Annotated in this window: 18 protein-coding genes and 1 tRNA gene; 12 read left to right on the forward strand and 7 right to left on the reverse strand. The window is 66.4% G+C overall.

The features are described 5' to 3' along the window. The first annotated feature begins 28 nt into the window (after positions 1 to 28). The 10 genes from ACFTWF_RS12950 to ACFTWF_RS12995 all read left to right on the forward strand — a co-directional run bounded on the left by ACFTWF_RS12950 (position 29) and on the right by ACFTWF_RS12995 (position 7,390). Positions 29 to 364: a hypothetical protein gene (locus tag ACFTWF_RS12950; RefSeq protein ID WP_378461607.1), complete on the forward strand. Its 336-nt coding sequence runs from the start codon at positions 29 to 31 to the stop codon at positions 362 to 364. Beyond that, positions 361 to 930 carry a DUF3558 domain-containing protein gene (locus tag ACFTWF_RS12955; protein WP_378461608.1) on the forward strand — a complete coding sequence of 190 codons (570 nt, stop codon included), beginning with the start codon at positions 361 to 363 and terminating at the stop codon, positions 928 to 930. Before ACFTWF_RS12950 ends, ACFTWF_RS12955 begins: the two co-directional genes overlap by 4 nt. A 21-nt stretch (positions 931 to 951) precedes the next feature. Continuing rightward, positions 952 to 2,283, forward strand: coding sequence for a hypothetical protein (locus tag ACFTWF_RS12960; protein ID WP_378461609.1), 1,332 nt, complete (start codon positions 952 to 954; stop codon positions 2,281 to 2,283). Beyond that, positions 2,280 to 3,029: an ESX secretion-associated protein EspG gene (locus tag ACFTWF_RS12965; RefSeq protein WP_378461610.1), complete on the forward strand. Its 750-nt coding sequence runs from the start codon at positions 2,280 to 2,282 to the stop codon at positions 3,027 to 3,029. Before ACFTWF_RS12960 ends, ACFTWF_RS12965 begins: the two co-directional genes overlap by 4 nt. Before the next feature lie 16 nt (positions 3,030 to 3,045). Next, a complete protein-coding gene (locus ACFTWF_RS12970; RefSeq protein ID WP_378461611.1) occupies positions 3,046 to 3,519 on the forward strand; it encodes a DUF309 domain-containing protein in 474 nt (157 codons plus the stop codon). Next, positions 3,519 to 4,157: an LON peptidase substrate-binding domain-containing protein gene (locus ACFTWF_RS12975; protein ID WP_378461612.1), complete on the forward strand. Its 639-nt coding sequence runs from the start codon at positions 3,519 to 3,521 to the stop codon at positions 4,155 to 4,157. The genes ACFTWF_RS12970 and ACFTWF_RS12975 overlap by 1 nt, the downstream gene beginning before the upstream one ends. A gap of 61 nt (positions 4,158 to 4,218) precedes the next feature. After that, a tRNA-Met gene (locus ACFTWF_RS12980) sits at positions 4,219 to 4,295 on the forward strand. Between the two features lie 103 nt (positions 4,296 to 4,398). Beyond that, on the forward strand, positions 4,399 to 5,625 hold the full coding sequence (locus ACFTWF_RS12985) for a cytochrome P450 (RefSeq protein WP_378461613.1): 1,227 nt from the start codon (positions 4,399 to 4,401) through the stop codon (positions 5,623 to 5,625). Positions 5,626 to 5,695: 70 nt separating this feature from the next. After that, complete coding sequence (locus ACFTWF_RS12990; RefSeq protein ID WP_378461614.1) at positions 5,696 to 6,535, forward strand: alpha/beta hydrolase; 840 nt, start codon at positions 5,696 to 5,698, stop codon at positions 6,533 to 6,535. Positions 6,536 to 6,586: 51 nt separating this feature from the next. After that, the gene (locus ACFTWF_RS12995) at positions 6,587 to 7,390 is read left to right on the forward strand and encodes a transglutaminase family protein (protein ID WP_378461615.1); all 804 of its coding nucleotides are present in this window, start codon (positions 6,587 to 6,589) and stop codon (positions 7,388 to 7,390) included. Between the two features lie 4 nt (positions 7,391 to 7,394). Here the strand turns inward: ACFTWF_RS12995 and ACFTWF_RS13000 are convergent, their stop codons facing one another. Then, positions 7,395 to 7,775, reverse strand: a complete 381-nt coding sequence (locus ACFTWF_RS13000) for a MarR family winged helix-turn-helix transcriptional regulator (RefSeq protein ID WP_378461616.1) — start codon at positions 7,773 to 7,775, stop codon at positions 7,395 to 7,397. Positions 7,776 to 7,876: 101 nt separating this feature from the next. Here ACFTWF_RS13000 and ACFTWF_RS13005 point away from each other — a divergent pair, with 101 nt between their 5' ends. After that, positions 7,877 to 9,334: an MFS transporter gene (locus ACFTWF_RS13005; RefSeq protein WP_378461617.1), complete on the forward strand. Its 1,458-nt coding sequence runs from the start codon at positions 7,877 to 7,879 to the stop codon at positions 9,332 to 9,334. Here the strand turns inward: ACFTWF_RS13005 and ACFTWF_RS13010 are convergent. The 3 genes from ACFTWF_RS13010 to ACFTWF_RS13020 all read right to left on the reverse strand — a co-directional run bounded on the left by ACFTWF_RS13010 (position 9,279) and on the right by ACFTWF_RS13020 (position 12,329). After that, positions 9,279 to 10,250, reverse strand: coding sequence for an alpha/beta hydrolase (locus tag ACFTWF_RS13010; RefSeq protein WP_378461618.1), 972 nt, complete (start codon positions 10,248 to 10,250; stop codon positions 9,279 to 9,281). The genes ACFTWF_RS13005 and ACFTWF_RS13010 overlap by 56 nt on opposite strands. Positions 10,251 to 10,366: 116 nt before the next feature. Then, on the reverse strand, positions 10,367 to 10,903 hold the full coding sequence (locus ACFTWF_RS13015) for a gluconokinase (protein ID WP_378461619.1): 537 nt from the start codon (positions 10,901 to 10,903) through the stop codon (positions 10,367 to 10,369). Between the two features lie 31 nt (positions 10,904 to 10,934). Then, the gene (locus ACFTWF_RS13020; RefSeq protein WP_378461620.1) at positions 10,935 to 12,329 is read right to left on the reverse strand and encodes a GntP family permease; all 1,395 of its coding nucleotides are present in this window, start codon (positions 12,327 to 12,329) and stop codon (positions 10,935 to 10,937) included. Positions 12,330 to 12,496: 167 nt separating this feature from the next. Here ACFTWF_RS13020 and ACFTWF_RS13025 point away from each other — a divergent pair, with 167 nt between their 5' ends. Then, a complete protein-coding gene (locus tag ACFTWF_RS13025; RefSeq protein ID WP_378461621.1) occupies positions 12,497 to 13,228 on the forward strand; it encodes a FadR/GntR family transcriptional regulator in 732 nt (243 codons plus the stop codon). A 36-nt stretch (positions 13,229 to 13,264) separates the two neighbouring features. Here the strand turns inward: ACFTWF_RS13025 and ACFTWF_RS13030 are convergent, their stop codons facing one another. The 3 genes from ACFTWF_RS13030 to eda all read right to left on the reverse strand — a co-directional run bounded on the left by ACFTWF_RS13030 (position 13,265) and on the right by eda (position 16,755). Next, complete coding sequence (locus tag ACFTWF_RS13030; protein WP_378461622.1) at positions 13,265 to 14,716, reverse strand: sugar porter family MFS transporter; 1,452 nt, start codon at positions 14,714 to 14,716, stop codon at positions 13,265 to 13,267. Between the two features lie 216 nt (positions 14,717 to 14,932). Next, positions 14,933 to 16,111 carry an ROK family transcriptional regulator gene (locus tag ACFTWF_RS13035; RefSeq protein WP_378461623.1) on the reverse strand — a complete coding sequence of 393 codons (1,179 nt, stop codon included), beginning with the start codon at positions 16,109 to 16,111 and terminating at the stop codon, positions 14,933 to 14,935. A 17-nt stretch (positions 16,112 to 16,128) separates the two neighbouring features. Continuing rightward, a complete protein-coding gene (gene eda / locus ACFTWF_RS13040; protein ID WP_378461624.1) occupies positions 16,129 to 16,755 on the reverse strand; it encodes a bifunctional 4-hydroxy-2-oxoglutarate aldolase/2-dehydro-3-deoxy-phosphogluconate aldolase in 627 nt (208 codons plus the stop codon). Positions 16,756 to 16,762: the final 7 nt, after the last annotated feature.

Consider the following 16,762-nt stretch of genomic DNA (forward strand, 5'->3'; position numbering starts at 1 on the left):
GGTCCTGTCGAGTACTGGGGGGATGGGAATGAGCAAAACACTGCGTCTTGACGACGACGCAATCCAGAAGTGCGTCGGCGTGTGCAACACGATGTTGGAGCAGGTCCGCGATGCGATTAAGGAAGCAGACCGCCTTCGCATGGTCACCGGCTTCGGAGGCTTCACCTCCGCGCATGAGCTGCAGGAAGGCTATCAATCAAAATTCACCGGCAATGCCGCGTCAGTGCATCAACGCCTTAGTCAGTTCCGTGACGCAATTATTCTGATGCGCGATACCTTTGCGGCCGGCGGCGAAGCCTTTGGGAACGCTGACAGCGCAATCCGACAAGCCCTTGGTGCAATCCAGGAGGACACTCCAGCATGAGACGTTCCCTTTCGTGGATCGGCATTGCGTCGACCACCATGGCGCTGGTGGGGTGCACAGCGAGCGCGACAACTGAGTCGGATCCGCCAACGTCATCCACCCGTGTCCCGCGCCACGTGGATGAATCAACTCGCCCTCAGGTCGTCTTCGATCCGTGCCTCGACATTCCCGACGAAGCTCTGCTGGAAGCAGGGTACGACCCGAATAGCGAAAAGAACGCGGACTTCCCTGCGAAGAGTTACACATTCCTAGGCTGTTCGTATGATTCCACCGACGGCCTCTATGGAATGAACGCTTTGTCCGGGAATATCACTTGGGCTGAGGAGCAAGAAAAGTCTAAGGACCACGCCACAGAGATTCAGGTTAACGGTCGTCGGGCGCTCCTGAAGTTTAACCCTGAAGTAAGAAATGCGTGCGATCTCAGCATTGAAACCCCCTTCGGCATGTTCGGCCTAACTCGGAGCCTGTTCCCCGATTACGCTGGGCCTGCTCCCGAACCCGAATGGTGCGCTGGCCTCGAAGACACCGCCCGCATTTTCGAGCGCTACATTCCGAAGGAGGACTGAGCCGTGCCGCCAAAGGATGCCGTGTCCGCGATCCTCGACTCGCTAAGTCCGAATGGCGCAGGCGAGCAACGCCGCACTGGCCTGCAGAACTCGGCGGATAAGCTCATTGAAGGAACAGGAACAGACGACCCGTACATCCAGACCATGGAGAGCTTCCACGGTATGGGTCACGAAGAAATGTACGCAAAGGTGCAGACCATGGTTCCCGACGCGATCGGTGAACTTGCCCAGGCCTGCCACAACATCTCGAACTCCCTCCCCCTTGCCTTCGGATTCGCAGTCCTCCGCAATACGATTTCTGAACGATGGGAGGGTGCCGCAGCTGATGCCGCGGCACAGGCGACCGAGAAACTCGCTGCAACCAGTGGCCAATTGACATCGAGTATCGCCGCAATCGCAGTCAAGCTCGATATCCTGAGCAGTGCAGCGGCGGATGTGAAAGCGTCTGTGCCCCAGCCAACTAGTTCTCCGAGCGTGCTGTCTCATTTGCCACTCAGTCCTGTTGCGGCGGAGGCGTCCGAGACTGCACGGGAAGCGGCACGGCTCGAGGCAGTTCGGAAGTTGGAAGCGATCTATGTCCCGAACTACCGCGATGTCGGCACGAACGTCCCGCAACTGCCGGAGCCGTATACACCTTCGGGAGTCGGTACCGGATCCGACGGTGTGTCGAGTACCCACGGAACGGTTCCTCACAGCTCGAGCCCCTGGAGCCCGACCAACGGCGACTCCTCCTCCGCCTTGGGCGGCGGGGATGCGTCCGTGAACGGCGAGGGCTCGGCGGATGTGGAGTCATCGGCGGACGCTGCTGCTGCGAATACGTCCGCGGCGAATGCGGACGCCGCTGCAAGCCAGGCCGCTGCCAACCAAGGCGCAGGCCCCGGCTCCGCCGCGCAGACTTCGGCCGCAAATGCGCAGAATGCGGCCGGTACCGGCTCGCAGTCAGGGAGCGGGGCAGGCGTTGGCGGCTACGGCGGAACCGGTGGGTCGAGCTCCAGCGGATCGGGCGTCGGAGGCTCGGGCTCGGCGGCGAGCGTGCGCCGGAAGAATGACAGGCGCGACTCGGAATCCTCGACGAGCGGTGTGGTTCCGGGAAGCCCGATCCCGCCCGGTGGCGCCGCGGCGGGTGCGGGCGCGGCAGCCGCCGCCGCAGCGGCGACGCCGGTGAAACCGAGCATGAGTCGACCCGGGATGGGCATGGCACCAGGGATGATGGGCGCCCCCGGACGGGGTCCGGCAGGCAACGGCGACGGCGACACGGAGCACCAGACGCCGAGTTACCTCATCACCGTCGACAACGGCAACGACCTGATCGGCAAACTCGACCCCGTCGCACCCCCGGTAATCGGCGCATGAACTGGCTGCTGACGTCGGCCCAGTTCATGTGTCTTTGGGAGGCAACGGATCTCGACCGTATGCCGTACCCGTTGCAGTATCGGTCCGCCGCAGCGACCGAAGACCGGTACGCCGTGCAGCAGCGCGAACTGGAGCAGTGGCGGACGGCACTGGACGAGCCGAACCTGGTCGCGGCGATCGAGGCGCTGCGGCATCCACAGTTGTCGGTGACTGTGCTCGCTCCCTCCCCCGAACTCGACTCCGGGCTTCGGCGGAGGGGCAGCATCCGCGGCCGGGTCGCCGTCGTCGCCGAACAACTACGTGGCGCACCCGGTCGCGGCGACATCCGGATCGACGCCGGCACCGAGGGTGTCGACTGGCTCACCACCCAGCTCGTGAAGGGTCTACCCGACTGCCCGCCCGGACGGACGGCGTCGCTGACCGCGCACCCCGACGACGTCGAGGCTCGAAACACCGGGTCTTTGGTCCTGCAGAACGCCCGCGTCTCCGACGGCACCCTCCTGCGCAGGGTCGTCGGCCGACCGCGGACGGGCATCGGATATATCTGCATCCGGGGTGCGCGCAGTGGGCTCGACGAGCCTGTTCTGGGCGAGCTGACCTGGATCGACGTCGAAGGGGACGGCCGCTACCTCTATCACCAGGACGACCGCGTTCACCTGCGACCGGCGACAGCCCGGGTGGTTCAGGAGGAGCTGTCGAAACGCGTGTCGGCAGCCGCCGCGAACCCTTCGCCGACCAGCGACTGAGCGTTACCCTTGTGCCATGGCCGATCGGGACAGGGATGGGACGGGGAAACCCCTCAATGCGCGACCCCGCGACGAACTCGGCCGCCCCCTGCCCCACGACGCCGAGGGGGTGCCGCGCATCCCGGACGATGTGCGGTTGCCGCCCGACGAGGCGATCACCGAGGCCCAGCGGCTGCTCGACCACGGCATGCCGTTCCACGCCCACGAAATCCTCGAAGGCACGTGGAAGATTGCCCCCGAGGACGAGCGGGAACTGTGGCAGGGACTCGCACAACTCGCAGCGGGTCTCACCCACCTGATGCGGGGCAACAAGACCGGCGCACGGTCACTGCTGCGCCAGGGCCACGACCGGATACGGCACTACGAGGTGGAGGCGCCGCACGGCCTCGACATCTCCGGACTACTGATGTGGTCCGACCACCTGACGGACGAGATCGATCGCGTCGACCCGCTTCCGGCGACGCCCGTACCCCGATTGAGAATCCCCTGATGACTCTGCTCCCCATGTTCCCGCTGGGTTCGACGATGCTGCCCGGTCAGCAGCTTCCCCTCCACGTCTTCGAACCCCGCTACCAGGAACTGGTCCGCGACTGCCTCGACGCACCCGACGGTCCCCGGTTCGGCGTGGTGCTCATTGCGCGCGGCAACGAGGTCGGCGGCGGCGACGTGCGCCACGACATCGGCACCATCGCGCGGATCGAATCGCATGCCGCGATCGGCGACGGCCGGTACGAGCTGTTCTGCCGCACCGAGGAACGCATCAAGGTGTCGAAGTGGTTGCCCGACAATCCGTATCCGATCGCCGAGGTGGATGTGTGGCCGGACGAGAACACCGGCACCCAGACAGCGGACTACGAGTTCCCCGCGCTGATCGAGAGACTCGAATTCTTGTACGGCCTGCTCCGTCGTCTCGCGACGGAGACAGGCAATGCTCCGCCCGACGTTCCCGTCATCGGCGGTTTCCGCGGTGCGCTGGGTACGAGGCTGTACGAGATCGCCACCTACATTCCGATGGGTGACGCCGACCGTCTGCAGATCCTCGCTGCGGCGGGCGCGGACGAACGCTTGCGGGAGGTCTCGGAGGCGATCGAGAACGCCGTCGAAATGGTGCAGTTTCGGCTGATGTGATGTAGCCCTCCCCCTGGTTGGTCAAGAGCACTCCGGGGAGGGTGTAGTGTTGTCAATGCAACGCGGGGTGGAGCAGCTCGGTAGCTCGCTGGGCTCATAACCCAGAGGTCGCAGGTTCAAATCCTGTCCCCGCTACCAAGTGGAAACGGCTCCGGAGATATCAATTCTCCGGGGCCGTTTTCGTTGTTCCACATCCTCCAGGACTAGAACGTATTCTCATACGTGAGCCTCAGGAGGGACCGTGCAGCTCGCCGACGTCGATCTCTACAATCCGAACACCTTCGCCGAGGGCGTGCCCCACGAGATGTTCGCCACGTTGCGGCGGGAGGCTCCCGTCTACCGGCACTTCGACGATCGGGGCAACCCCTTCTGGTGCGTTACCCGTCACGCCGACATCGTGACGGTGAACCGGGACGCGGAGACGTACTCGTCGTGGCGGGGCGCCACCTACATCGACGACCTGAGCCCCGACGATCTGGCGGGCCAGCAGCTGATGATGCTCAACATGGACCCACCGGGCCATACGGCGCTGCGGAAGATCGTGAGCAAGGGATTCACACCCCGCCGCATCGGTCAGCTGCACGAGATTCTCGCGAGACGGGGTCGCAGCATCGTCGACGCGGTGATCGAGCGTGGTGAGTGCGACTTCGTCGTCGATATCGCGTCCGAGCTTCCCCTTCAGGCGATTGCCGATTTCCTGGGTGTGCCTCAGGAAGATCGCAAGCTCATCTTCGACCTGACGAACCAGATGATCGGTTCGTCGGATCCGGAGTTCCATCTCGCGGAGGGACAGGAACGCGAGGCGGCGGCGCAGATGTTCGCCTACAGCCTGGCGATGTTCGAGGACCGCAAAAGGCACCCCCGCGACGACATCGCGACGGCCCTGATCCAGGCCGACGTGAATGGGGAGAAGCTCGGCGAACTCGATTTCAACATGTTCTTCCTGCTGCTCGCGGTCGCGGGCAACGAGACCACCCGCAACGCCATCTCCCACACCCAACTGGCGCTGATGGAGCATCCCGAGGAGCGCCGCAAGGTACTCGACGACCCGTCGAAGCTCGACGCGCTGATCGAGGAGGGTTTGCGGTGGGCCACACCGGTCATGCAGTTCCGGCGCACCGCGACCAGGGATACGGTGCTGCACGACGTCGAGATCGCCGAGGGCGACCGGGTGGTCATCTGGCACATGTCCGGGAATCGGGACGAGGCGGTATTCGACGACCCCTGCCGGTTCGACATCGACCGGCCGACCGGCCACTTCTCGCAGCACATTGCGTTCGGCGGCGGCGGTCACCATTTCTGCCTCGGCGCCAACCTCGCTCGCGCCGAGATGAAGGTGATGCTGGGCGAGATCCTGCGTCGCATGCCCGACATGGAGCAGACGGCGCCGGCGCAGCGCCTCCGCTCGAACTTCATCAACGGGCTGAAGCACCTGCCGGTGGCGTTCACACCCGGACCGATCCCCTAATTTGTCCCTTCCCGGGGCACCTCGTCGTGCAATGATCTGAGTCGTCGAATTCGGACCACGAAGGGGCATCATGCAGCATCGAGAATCGTCCTTCGCCGGCGTGGGCGGGATTCCCATCGTCTACGACGTGTGGCTCCCCGAGCGGCGCCCGCGCGGCGTGCTGGTTCTGTGCCACGGATTCGGTGAGCATGCCCGCCGCTACGACCACGTGATCGAGCGGCTCGGAGAACTCGACCTCGCGATCTATGCGCCCGACCACCGCGGTCACGGGCGGTCGGGCGGCAAACGGGTCCGCCTGAAGGATTGGACGGAGTTCACGGACGACCTGCACCAGTTGTTCGGTATCGCCTCGACGGACTGGCCGGGAGCCGACCGGTTCCTCCTCGGACACAGCATGGGTGGTTCCATCGCGCTGACCTACGCGCTCGATCACCAGCAGGATCTGAAGGCGCTCATGCTGTCCGGGCCTGCGGTCGACGTCACGAGGGGGACGCCGCGGATCGTGGTCGAGATCGGCAAGCTGCTGGGACGCATCCTCCCCGACGTTCCCGTCGAGTCGCTCGACGCGAAATTGGTCTCCCGCGATCCGGCGGTCGTGGCGGCGTACGAGGCGGATCCCCTCGTCCACCACGGGAAGGTGCCTGCCGGTATCGCCCGCGGAATGATTCTCGCTGCCGAACATTTGCCGGAGCGTCTGCCGTCGTTGACGGTTCCCCTGCTCCTCCAGCACGGCCGCGACGACGGACTCGCCAGTGTGAAAGGTACGGAACTCATCGCGGAGTACGCGGGTTCGGAGGATCTCACGGTGGAGATCTACGAAAACTTGTTCCACGAGGTATTCAACGAACCGGAGAACGAAGAGGTACTCGACGATCTCGTCGAGTGGTTGCGGCCGCGCGTTCAGGCCTGACTTCGGCGGTGGTGATGTGCACCCCCGGGCGAGGGATGCCAGGATGGGCGGATGAAACGTCACGTCACCGCCACTCTCGACATCGATGTCACCGACGCCACCAGTCTCGAATTCAAGATCGCGGTGGCCCGGACACCCGGTGCGGAGTTGTCCGAGTCGTTGACGTTCACCCACGACGGTGACCGCGTCGAGGCGCGAGAGATCCTGGCGGAGAACGGCACTCGAGTGCACTTGCTGAGCAGCCCTCCCGGATCGCTGCACGTCGAATACTTGGCTTCGGTTGCGGGCAAAGCCGATTCACCCCCGGTGACCGACTACGACCTCTCGAAGTATCTTCGGCCGAGCCGATATGCGGAGGCAGACAAGTTCTTCGGGTTCACCGGCGGTGAGTTCAACCTGTCCAAGCCGCACCCCGAGCTACTCCAGGACATCACCACGTGGGTGGGATCGCGGCTGCTCTACCAACCGGGTTCGAGTAGGTCCACCGACAGCGCCGTCGACACGATGCTCTCGGGGGCAGGCGTGTGCCGTGACTTCGCCCACCTCACGGTGGCACTTCTGCGGGCGGTCACCATCCCGGCACGCCTGGTTGCGGTATACGCGCCGGGGTGCGATCCGATGGATTTCCACGCCGTCGTCGAGGCGTTCGTCGACGACGAGTGGCGGGTGGTCGACGCGACCCGACTGGCCCCGCGCGAGGCGCTGCTGCGGATCGCCACGGGACGCGACGCCGCGGACACGGCCTTCCTGGACAACCACGGCGGGGCGATCACGCTGACGAACACCGTGGTCACGGCCGTGGTCGACGGCGAGTTCCCGTCCGACGACTACGTGACACCGACGTCGTTGACGTAGCGAATCAGGTTGCGTCCAAAAGCCGTTCGCTGAGCACTCCCACCTGGATCTTCTTGGCGTCGGCGTGCACCGCGCGTCCGGCGTCGGTGACGTCGACGAACACGCCGCGCCGGTCGGCCTCACAGAGCGCTCGGGCCACGAGACCCGCCTTCTCCAGCCTGGCCACGCTGCGGGACAGGGCGCTGGCGCTGAGGTACATCTCGGCCGCCAGGTCCTGCATCCGGGGTCGTTCGCAGGTGGCGTCCATCAACCGGTCGAGGGTCTCGAAATCGCTCATGCTCAACCCGTGAGCGTGTTGCATCTCACGATCCAACTCACAGGCGATCGCGTTGTATCTGCTCGCGAGCAGCCGCCACGTGCCGCGCAGGTCTGCTTCAGAGCTCATGAACCGCACCCTAGCGCGCACACGAAAAAGGTGCAAGCGAATTAAATGCAAACGGAATTAGTGCTTGCGCATTGATTGCACGTGCATCTACATTCCTCCCTGTGACTATCACCGATGCCACCACCGCTCCGACCACCGACCAGGCCTGGACTCCCCGCCTCTGGGGCGTCCTGGCCGTGCTGTGCCTCGTGATGTTCCTCGACGGTCTCGACGTCTCGATGGTGGGTGTTGCGCTGCCCTCCATCGGAACCGAGCTCGGGCTGTCGACCACGTCGCTTCAATGGATCATCAACGGATACGTTCTCGGATTCGGTGGTCTGCTGCTGCTGGGCGGACGCACCGCCGATCTGCTCGGACGTCGCCGCGTCTTCCTGATCGCGCTGTCCGTGTTCGCCGTCGCGTCCCTGGTCGGCGGACTCGTCGACAACGGCACACTGCTGATCGCCAGCCGTTTCGTGAAGGGCCTCGCCGCTGCGTTCACGGCGCCGACCGCGATGTCGATCCTCACCACCACGTTCAAGGAAGGCCCTGCCCGTAACCGGGCGCTGTCGATCTTCTCGGTCTTCGGAGCCAGCGGATACTCGTCCGGCCTGATCCTGGGCGGACTGCTGACCAGTGCCGGGTGGCGCTGGACCTTCCTGATGCCGGTCCCGTTCGCCGTTCTCGCCCTCGTCGCGGGGACCGTCCTCATCCCCCGCGACCGCGCCGCCGACAACGGCGGACACGACATCGTGGGAGCCGCGACGCTGGTGTCCGGCATGCTGCTCGCCGTCTACACCGTCGTGTCGGCGCCGGCCCGCGGCTGGGCCGATCCGCTCACGCTGGGCTCGTTCGCACTGGCCGCGGCCCTGCTGGCGTCGTTCTTCGTCGTGGAAAACCGGGTGGCGCACCCGCTGGTGCGGCTGAGCATCCTCCGAGTCGGCTCGATCGTGCGGGCGAACCTCAGCATCGTCGCACTGTTCGGCTCCTACCTGAGCTTCCAGTTCATGATGACCATCTTCCTGCAGTCGGTGCTCGGGTGGTCGCCGCTGGAGATGGCACTGGGGCTCCTCCCCGCAGGCATCATCGTGGCGTTCGGATCACCGTTCGTCGGCCGCCTGATCGACGCGTTCGGCACGGCACGCATGATCATCTCAGCGCTGACGTCGCTGAGTCTGGGCTACCTGTGGTTCCTCTTCGCCGGAAGCGATCAGCCCGACTACACCGTCGACATCCTGCCCAGCGTGGTGCTGTTGGGCGTCGGTTTCGCGCTGGGGTTCACGTCGATCATGGCGCAGGCCACGGCGGGCGTCGACGACTCCGAGCAGGGGCTGGCGTCCGGTCTCGTGCAGACGTCGGCTCAGGTCGGTGCGGCGCTCGTCCTGGCATTGACCACCGCGCTGGTCACCGCCGGTTCGCACACGGCGTCCGGTATCAGCGACGCCGGGTTCCACCAGTTCCACTCCGGTCTCGTGCTCGTCACCGGAGTCGCCCTGCTGGGACTGTTCGTCACGGTCTCGCCTCTCACGCAGAGTGCCGCTTCGATTCGGTCAGGGCGCGGGACGCGAAGTCGACCGTGAGTCCGATGATCGTGCGACTCTCGCGTAGAGCCTTGCCGATGACCGGGAACGCGTGGATCTGCCCACTCCAGAGGTGGGTCTCGATCTGCCGTCCCGCCCGGTCGAAATTGTCGGTGAGGATCTCTACGTCGGGTCGCATGATCTCGTACTCGGCGGCGGTGAGGAAGACCGGCGGGAACAATCCGGGATCGGCGTCGACGGGAGACTGGGCGCCCGGAATATTGTCGGGCCCGGCCAACCAGCGATCCTTCAGCTTGGCCACCTGCGACATCGGCAGGTACGCGTCGCGCTTCATGAAATCGGGGTCGTGGTCCTCGAGGTCGAGGTTGAGCAGCGGGGAGTATCCGATCACCGCGGCCGGGCGCGTGACACCCCGCAACGCGGCGACTTCCGCGACCTTCATCGCGAGGTAGCCGCCGGCGGAGTCACCGGCGACGATGACCCGGGTGGGGTCGTCGCACACTTTCAGCACCTCGGTGTACGCGGTCATGGCGTCCACCAGCGACGCCCCGATCGCGCCCTTGGGAAGCTGACGGTACTCGACGGAGACGACGGGTGCGCCCGAGCGGGCGGCGAGCAACCCGCACAGCGCCCGGTGGGTCGCGAGCCCGCAGAACACGAATCCGCCGCCGTGGAAGTAGAGGATGGTGGCGCCGTCCATCGAACCGAGCGTCGGCCGCGGATGGGTGATCTTCTCGCACGGCACCCCGCCGAGCGAGATCGCCTCGATGTCGAGTCCCCGCGGCTTGGGCAGCCGGTCGATCAGTTCGTCGAGGACCGCCAGCAGTTCGATGCCGCGGTCCGTGGTCGGCCAGATCGCGAACAACGGTTTGACGAAGGCTCTGGCGAACCAGAACGTCATCCGTGCGCTTCGGCTGACATCCCAGTGCCACACGATCGATCCACGCGTTCGCATACTGCCCTCCGTCGTATCGGACGCTCATCCAGCGAGCTGGACACCTCCCGCCACGGTAAGTCGAAGCCGCCCGTTACCGAGCGACTTCGACTCAATTCCGTCCGATTACTCGACGTTCACCGGCCGAGTCGCTGCTCCAGCCGAGCGATGATCTCGGTCGCCACCTGCGTCGGCGATCCGCCGACGTCGACCACGATGGCGTCCTCGTCGGGCTCGATCGGCTCGAGCGTCGAGATCTGTGTGTCCAGCAGCGACGCGGGCATGAAGTGATCGAGTCGGGTGGTGAGGCGTTCGCCGATCTGCTGCCGCGACCCGGCGAGATGCACGAACACCACGTTGTCGCCCCGCAGCACATCGCGGTAGCTGCGCTTGAGCGCCGAGCAGGTGATGACCCCGGGAAGACCGTTGTCGGTGTGCTCCCGGATCCACCCCGCGACGAGATCGAGCCACGGCCAGCGGTCCTCGTCGGTGAGCGGTTGGCCGGACGCCATCTTCGCGACGTTCGCGGGCGGGTGCAGGGCGTCTCCCTCCTGCAGGTCCCAGCCCATGGCCCCGGCGATGATTCCCGCGACCGTCGACTTCCCGGACCCCGACACCCCCATCAGCACCAGGACCGGATCCGCGGTCTGCGCTTCGCGCGTACTCACGTGCATCTCACCAACCTCACTCGACATTTTCGGCCTCTCAGATGAACGCGCTCAGCGCGAGGACACCGGCCAGCCCGGTGACGGAGATGATGCATTCCATGACTGTCCACGTCTTCAGGTTCTGTACCACCGTGACGCCGAGATATTCCTTGACCAGCCAGAATCCGGCGTCGTTGACGTGGGACAGGAACAGCGAACCGGAGCCGATCGCGAGGACCATCAGCGACACGTGCGTCGACGTCAGCTCGGCGGCGACGGGTGCGAGGATGCCGGATGCGGTGACCGTGGCGACGGTGGCCGATCCGGTGGCGACCCGGATGAGCACGGCCACGAGCCAGGCGAGGAACAGTACCGGGAGCGCACTGCCCTTGATCGCTTCGGCGATCACGTCGGCGATGCCGGTGTCGATCAGGACCTGCTTGAATCCGCCGCCGGCGCCGACGATGAGGAGGATTCCGGCGATCGGAGGCAGCGAGCTCTCCAGCGAGGCCGCGAGTGCGTTGCGATCCATGCCGCCGCCGCGGCCGAGGAGGACCATGCCGGCGAGCACCGCGAGCCCGAGGGCGACGACCGGTGTGCCGAGGAAGTCGAGCAGGGCCTTGATCCACCCCTCCGAGTCGGGGGCGACGACGTCGGCGATCGCCTTGCCCAGCATGAGGACGACGGGGAGCAGGATGGCGGCGAGGGTGGTCGCGAATCCGGGGCGACGACGCGCGGCCGCCGCTTCGGCGCCCTCCTTGTCTTCGGTGGTCACGTACAGCTCGGGAACGGGGACGTCGACCCATCGCGCCGCCAGCTTGCTGAACAGCGGGCCGGACACGATCACGGTGGGAATCGCGACGACGACGCCGAGCGCGAGGGTGAGTCCGAGGTTCGCGTTCAGCGCCGCCACCGCGACCAGCGGTCCGGGATGAGGTGGAACCAGGCCGTGCATGGCCGACAGACCTGCCAGGGTGGGGATCGCGATGCGCATCAACGGCAGCCCCGAACGGCGGGCGACGAGGATGATCACCGGCATCAACAGCACGAGGCCGATCTCGAAGAACATCGGCAGGCCGATCACCGCGCCGACCAGCGCCATCATCCACGGCAGCGTCCGAGGTCCGGCCCGGCCGACGAGGGTGTCGACGACGCGGTCGGCGCCACCGGAATCGGCGAGCAGCTTTCCGAACATCGCGCCGAATCCGATCAGGATTCCGACGCTGCCCATCGTGGCCCCGAAGCCCTCGACGAACGACTTCACCGAGTCTTGCGCACCCAGTCCTGCGGCGATTCCGACGCCGACGGCGCCGATCGACAGCGCGAGGAACGGGTGGAGTTTGAGCCAGGTGATCAGCGCGATGATGACGGCGACGCCGACGACGGCGGCCGTGATCAGCCGCGTGTCGTGGCCGGCGCTGTCGGCCGCGGCGAGTAGTGAAGCGGTACTCATTCGGTTGCTCCAGGGAGATCGGTGATGGAATGACCCTTGTTCGTGACTCAGGTCACTGTGCCTCAAAAACCATATGATTTCAAGGCCACCACCAAATAAGTACTACTTAGAGCTCGAATGGCACGCCAACGTGTGTTCAGTGGGGGCAACCGTGGGACCATCGGCGGATGACCAACGCAGACGGTGCCGAATACCGGCAGTTGCACGAGACGGTGCTCGATCGGCTGGGCAGCGACATCGTGGCCGGGGTCGTGGCGGCAGGCACCCGCATCTCCGCGGACGACGTGGTCACCCAGTACTCCGTCTCCCGCACCGTCGTGCGTGAAGTGGTCCGCGTACTCGAATCGCTCGGACTCCTCGCCGTGCGCAGGCGCGTCGGGATCACCGTCCTCGGCGAGGAACACTGGAATTCCCTCGATCCGAGCGTGATTCGCTGGAAGCTGGCCGGACCGCAGCGGTTCGAGCAGCTGTCGAGCCTGAGCGAACTGCGGTCGGGGATCGAACCGCTCGCCGCTCGTCTCGCGGCGACCCGGGCGACGCCGGAGCAGTGCGGGGCACTGACGGCCGCGGTCATCGGAATGTCGTCGACGTCGCGTGCGGCGGACACGGACGCCTACCTCGCCCACGACTCCGACTTTCACCGCACCCTGCTCACCGCGTCCGGGAACCCGTTGTTGCGCGCGATGTCGCAGATCGTCGTGGAGGTACTCGAGGGCCGTACCCGCCACTCGCTGATGCCGCACGTCGCCGAGACCGAAGCGATCCGGTTGCACGGTGTGGTGGCGTCGTCCATCCAGATGGGCGACCCCGACGCGGCGGAAGCGGCCATGCGCGCGATCGTGACCGAATCCGCGACGGCCGTCGAGCAGATGAAGGACGACGACGACACCCGCGAGTGAGATTCTCGCGGGTGTCGTCGTCGGAGAGTGCAGGCCCTACGCGACCGAATCGGCGTGCATGGCTTCGAGTTCCACGCCCTTCGTCTCCTTGACCCAGCGCAGCACGAACACGAGCGACAGCACGGCGCACACGGCATAGAACCCGTAGGAGATTCCGAGCGAGAAGTCCTTCATGGACGGGAACGTGACGGTGATGAGCCAGTTCGCCGCCCACTGGGCGCCCGCGGCGAGCGAGAGGGCCGCGGCGCGGATGCGGTTGGGGAACGCCTCGCCGAGCAGGACCCACACCACGGGGCCCCAGGACATTCCGAAGGCCACCACGAACAGGTTGGCGGCGACGAGAGCGATCGGTCCCTGCAGTCCGGTCAGCTGCGGCGTCGTGACGCCGTTCACGACGGTGGTGGATGCGGTTCCGAAGATGACCGCCATGGTCGCGAGCGTCACGGCCATACCGGCGGAGCCGATGATGAGCAGCGGCCGCCTGCCGACCCGGTCGATGTACGCGATGGCGATGAGGGTGGTGGCGATGTTGACCACCGAGGTGATGACCGTGATCTGCAGCGAACTGCCCTCGTCGAAGCCGACGGCCTGCCACAGGACGCTGGAGTAGTAGAAGATCACGTTGATCCCGACGAACTGCTGGAAGACGGACAGTCCGATGCCGATCCACACGATGGGCATGAGCCCGAACGCGGAGCCCTTCAGGCCGCGGATCGACGGTCGCGTCTCGCTGGCCAGCGACGAGCGGATGCTCTCGATCTTGAGGTCCAGGCCCTTCTCCCCCAGCAGAACCGCGAGGACGCCGCGGGCCTCGCCGAGGCGTCCCTGCGCGATCAGGTAGCGGGGAGATTCGGGAATCGTCAGCGACAGCAGGCCGTACGCCAGTGCGGGCACGCACATCGCGAGGAACATCCACCGCCAGGCTTCGAGCCCGAACCACAGTTCTTCCTGGGAGCCGCCGGCGAGCGCGGCGAGCGCGTAGTCGACGAGCAGGGAGACGAAGATGCCGGTGACGATCGCGAGTTGCTGCAGAGATCCGAGCCGTCCGCGCACCCGGGCCGGCGAGATCTCGGCGATGTAGGCGGGTGCGATGACCGAGGCCAGACCCACGCCGATGCCGCCGACGATCCGGAACGTCACGAGAATCTCGACGTTGGCGGCGAACCCGGTGCCGATGGCGCTCAGCAGGAACATCACGGCCGCGGCCCGCATGGTGACGAGGCGTCCGTACCGGTCGGCGATCCGCCCGGCCAGCATGGCGCCGGCCGCGGCACCGAGCAGCGCCGAGGCGATCGCGAATCCGAGGAGGGCGGACTCGACGTGGAACTTGCCTTCGATCGCCGACACGGCGCCGTTGATCACCGCGCTGTCGTAACCGAACAGCAGCCCGCCGAGCGCGGCGACGGCCGCGATACGAACGGGAACCGACGTGCCCTCTGCGGTGTCACCGGGCGATTCCGCACCGGGCAACAGGACGTTTTCAGACATGGGACTCCTCGTGAGCAAGGGGTGATCGAGACTCGGATCGGGCCGAGGCCTGCGCAGAGAGCGCATTCGTTGTGGTGTGGAACACAGTAGGCAACAAACACGGGAATCGTCAAGACATGAACATGCAATGCCTGTTTTGCACGATTTACGTTCACGAATGAACATAGACAGCGCAATGTTCACCCTCGCATCGATCGAGGAGTCAGCGACGAACGGTCAGGCCGGAAGCGCGGATCGCAGACCCAGCGCGACGGCGCCGAGGACCTGCGCACGGGGGCCGAGTTCGGCGACCCGGATGTCGAGGGAACGCACGGCGCTGGGCACCGCGTACCGGCCGACCACCTCACGCATCGGCCCCAGCAACAGTTCGCCGGCCAGCGCGAGTTCGCCGCCGATGACGAGGCGTTCGGGATTGACGAGGTTGCACAGGCTCGCCGCCGCGACACCCACGTGCCGCCCGGTGTCGGCGAGCACCCGGATGCACGCGGCATCCCCGCCCTCGGCCATCGCGACGATGTCGGCGATGGTGAGGTCGGGACCGCGGCTGGGTTCGAGCAGTCCGATCACGACGTGCGAGGCGACGAGGGTCTCGAGGCAGCCGCGGTTGCCGCAGCGGCACACCTGACCGAACTCGTCGAGCGTCAGATGCCCGATTTCGCCTGCGGTGCCGCCCCTTCCGCGATACAGCCGGCCGTCGAGGACGAGCCCGGCACCCACCCCGTCGGACAGTTTGATGTAGGCGAGGTCGGTGGTCCCCCGGCCCGCGCCCCACATGTGCTCGGCGAGCACACCGAGGTTCGCGTCGTTGTCGACGTGCACGGCGGTGCCGAGGTATTCCGACGCGATGGCGGCGGCGTCGACCCCCACCCACCCCGGGAGGATCGACGGACCGCCGACCTCGCCGGTGTCGGTCTCGAGCGGCGCGGGCAGGCCCATGCCGACGGCGAGGACGGACGTGCGATCGCAGCCGAGTCGATCGAGGGCAGCATCCAGCAGGGTGCCCGCCTGGACCACGCCGTCCTCGGCGCGGTGGCCCGGCCCGAGTTCGACGCGTTCCTCGGCGAGCACCTGGTGCGCCATGTCTGCCACGGCCACGGTGAGGTGACGGTGCCCGAAGTCGATCCCCACGGCGAGCCCCATTTTTCGGGTCAGCCGTACCGCCCGGCCCCGCTGGCCGGGGTGGTCACCGTCCGGCACGGCGACCATCCCGGCCGCGGTCAATTCCTTGACCATGTTGGAGACGGTGGCGGGTGCCAGCCCAGTGCGGCGCGCGATCTCCGCCTGGGTGAGTTCACCCGAGGTCTGGAGCTCCCGGACCACCCGGTGCTGGTTGGCGGACTTCAGCGACGACTGAGAACCCGGCCGGGGGGGATCACCGTTGTCACTGTCGCGCACCACGTCACCGTACCGCGCTACCGGGCGAGTGCGGACGCCTCACGTGCGAGGCCGCTGATCCGGTCCCAATCCTTCTGCCGCACCGCGTCGGCGGGCGTCAGCCAGGATCCGCCGACGCAGCCGACGTTGGGCAGCGACAGGTAGTCGCCGACGTTCGACGTGGAGATGCCGCCGGTGGGGCAGAACCGCGCGGCCGGGACGGGCGAGTGGATCGAGCCGAGGAACTTCGCGCCGCCCGACGCCTCCGCGGGGAAGAACTTGAGTTCGCGGTAGCCGTGTTCGAGCAGGAAGAGCACCTCGGAGACGGTTGCCGCGCCCGGGAGATGCGGTAGTCCGGTGTCCGTCATGGCCTTCAGGAGGGTTTCGGTGCTGCCCGGCGAGACCAGGAACTGCGCTCCCGCTTCGGCCGCCTGTGCGGCCTGGACCGGTTCCACGATCGTGCCCGCCCCGACGCAGATTTCCGGCACCTCGCTCGCGATCGCCTTGATGGCGTCGAGAGCGCACGGCGTGCGCAGCGTCAGTTCGATCATCGGGATGCCGCCGGCCACCAGCGCACGGGCCACCGGCACTGCGTCGCCGAGGTCGTCCACGACGACGACGGGGATGACCGGGACGCGGTCGAGGAGGGAGGGGCTGTTCGTCACTGAATAC

Origin of the sequence: Rhodococcus sp. NPDC056960, assembly GCF_042674125.1 — a bacterium.
In the GTDB taxonomy this organism is placed as follows: Bacteria; Actinomycetota; Actinomycetes; order Mycobacteriales; family Mycobacteriaceae; genus Rhodococcus_F.

Bases quoted from the DNA above. Each gene is read 5' to 3' on its own strand.
- ACFTWF_RS12950 (WP_378461607.1), top strand. From the start codon at position 29: ATGAGCAAAACACTGCGTCTTGACGACGACGCAATCCAGAAGTGCGTC.
- ACFTWF_RS12955 (WP_378461608.1), top strand. From the start codon at position 361: ATGAGACGTTCCCTTTCGTGGATCGGCATTGCGTCGACCACCATGGCG.
- ACFTWF_RS12965 (WP_378461610.1), top strand. From the start codon at position 2,280: ATGAACTGGCTGCTGACGTCGGCCCAGTTCATGTGTCTTTGGGAGGCA.
- ACFTWF_RS12970 (WP_378461611.1), top strand. From the start codon at position 3,046: ATGGCCGATCGGGACAGGGATGGGACGGGGAAACCCCTCAATGCGCGA.
- ACFTWF_RS12975 (WP_378461612.1), top strand. From the start codon at position 3,519: ATGACTCTGCTCCCCATGTTCCCGCTGGGTTCGACGATGCTGCCCGGT.
- ACFTWF_RS12990 (WP_378461614.1), top strand. From the start codon at position 5,696: ATGCAGCATCGAGAATCGTCCTTCGCCGGCGTGGGCGGGATTCCCATC.
- ACFTWF_RS12995 (WP_378461615.1), top strand. From the start codon at position 6,587: ATGAAACGTCACGTCACCGCCACTCTCGACATCGATGTCACCGACGCC.
- ACFTWF_RS13000 (WP_378461616.1), bottom strand. From the start codon at position 7,775: ATGAGCTCTGAAGCAGACCTGCGCGGCACGTGGCGGCTGCTCGCGAGC.
- ACFTWF_RS13010 (WP_378461618.1), bottom strand. From the start codon at position 10,250: ATGCGAACGCGTGGATCGATCGTGTGGCACTGGGATGTCAGCCGAAGC.
- ACFTWF_RS13015 (WP_378461619.1), bottom strand. From the start codon at position 10,903: ATGCACGTGAGTACGCGCGAAGCGCAGACCGCGGATCCGGTCCTGGTG.
- ACFTWF_RS13020 (WP_378461620.1), bottom strand. From the start codon at position 12,329: ATGAGTACCGCTTCACTACTCGCCGCGGCCGACAGCGCCGGCCACGAC.
- ACFTWF_RS13025 (WP_378461621.1), top strand. From the start codon at position 12,497: ATGACCAACGCAGACGGTGCCGAATACCGGCAGTTGCACGAGACGGTG.
- ACFTWF_RS13030 (WP_378461622.1), bottom strand. From the start codon at position 14,716: ATGTCTGAAAACGTCCTGTTGCCCGGTGCGGAATCGCCCGGTGACACC.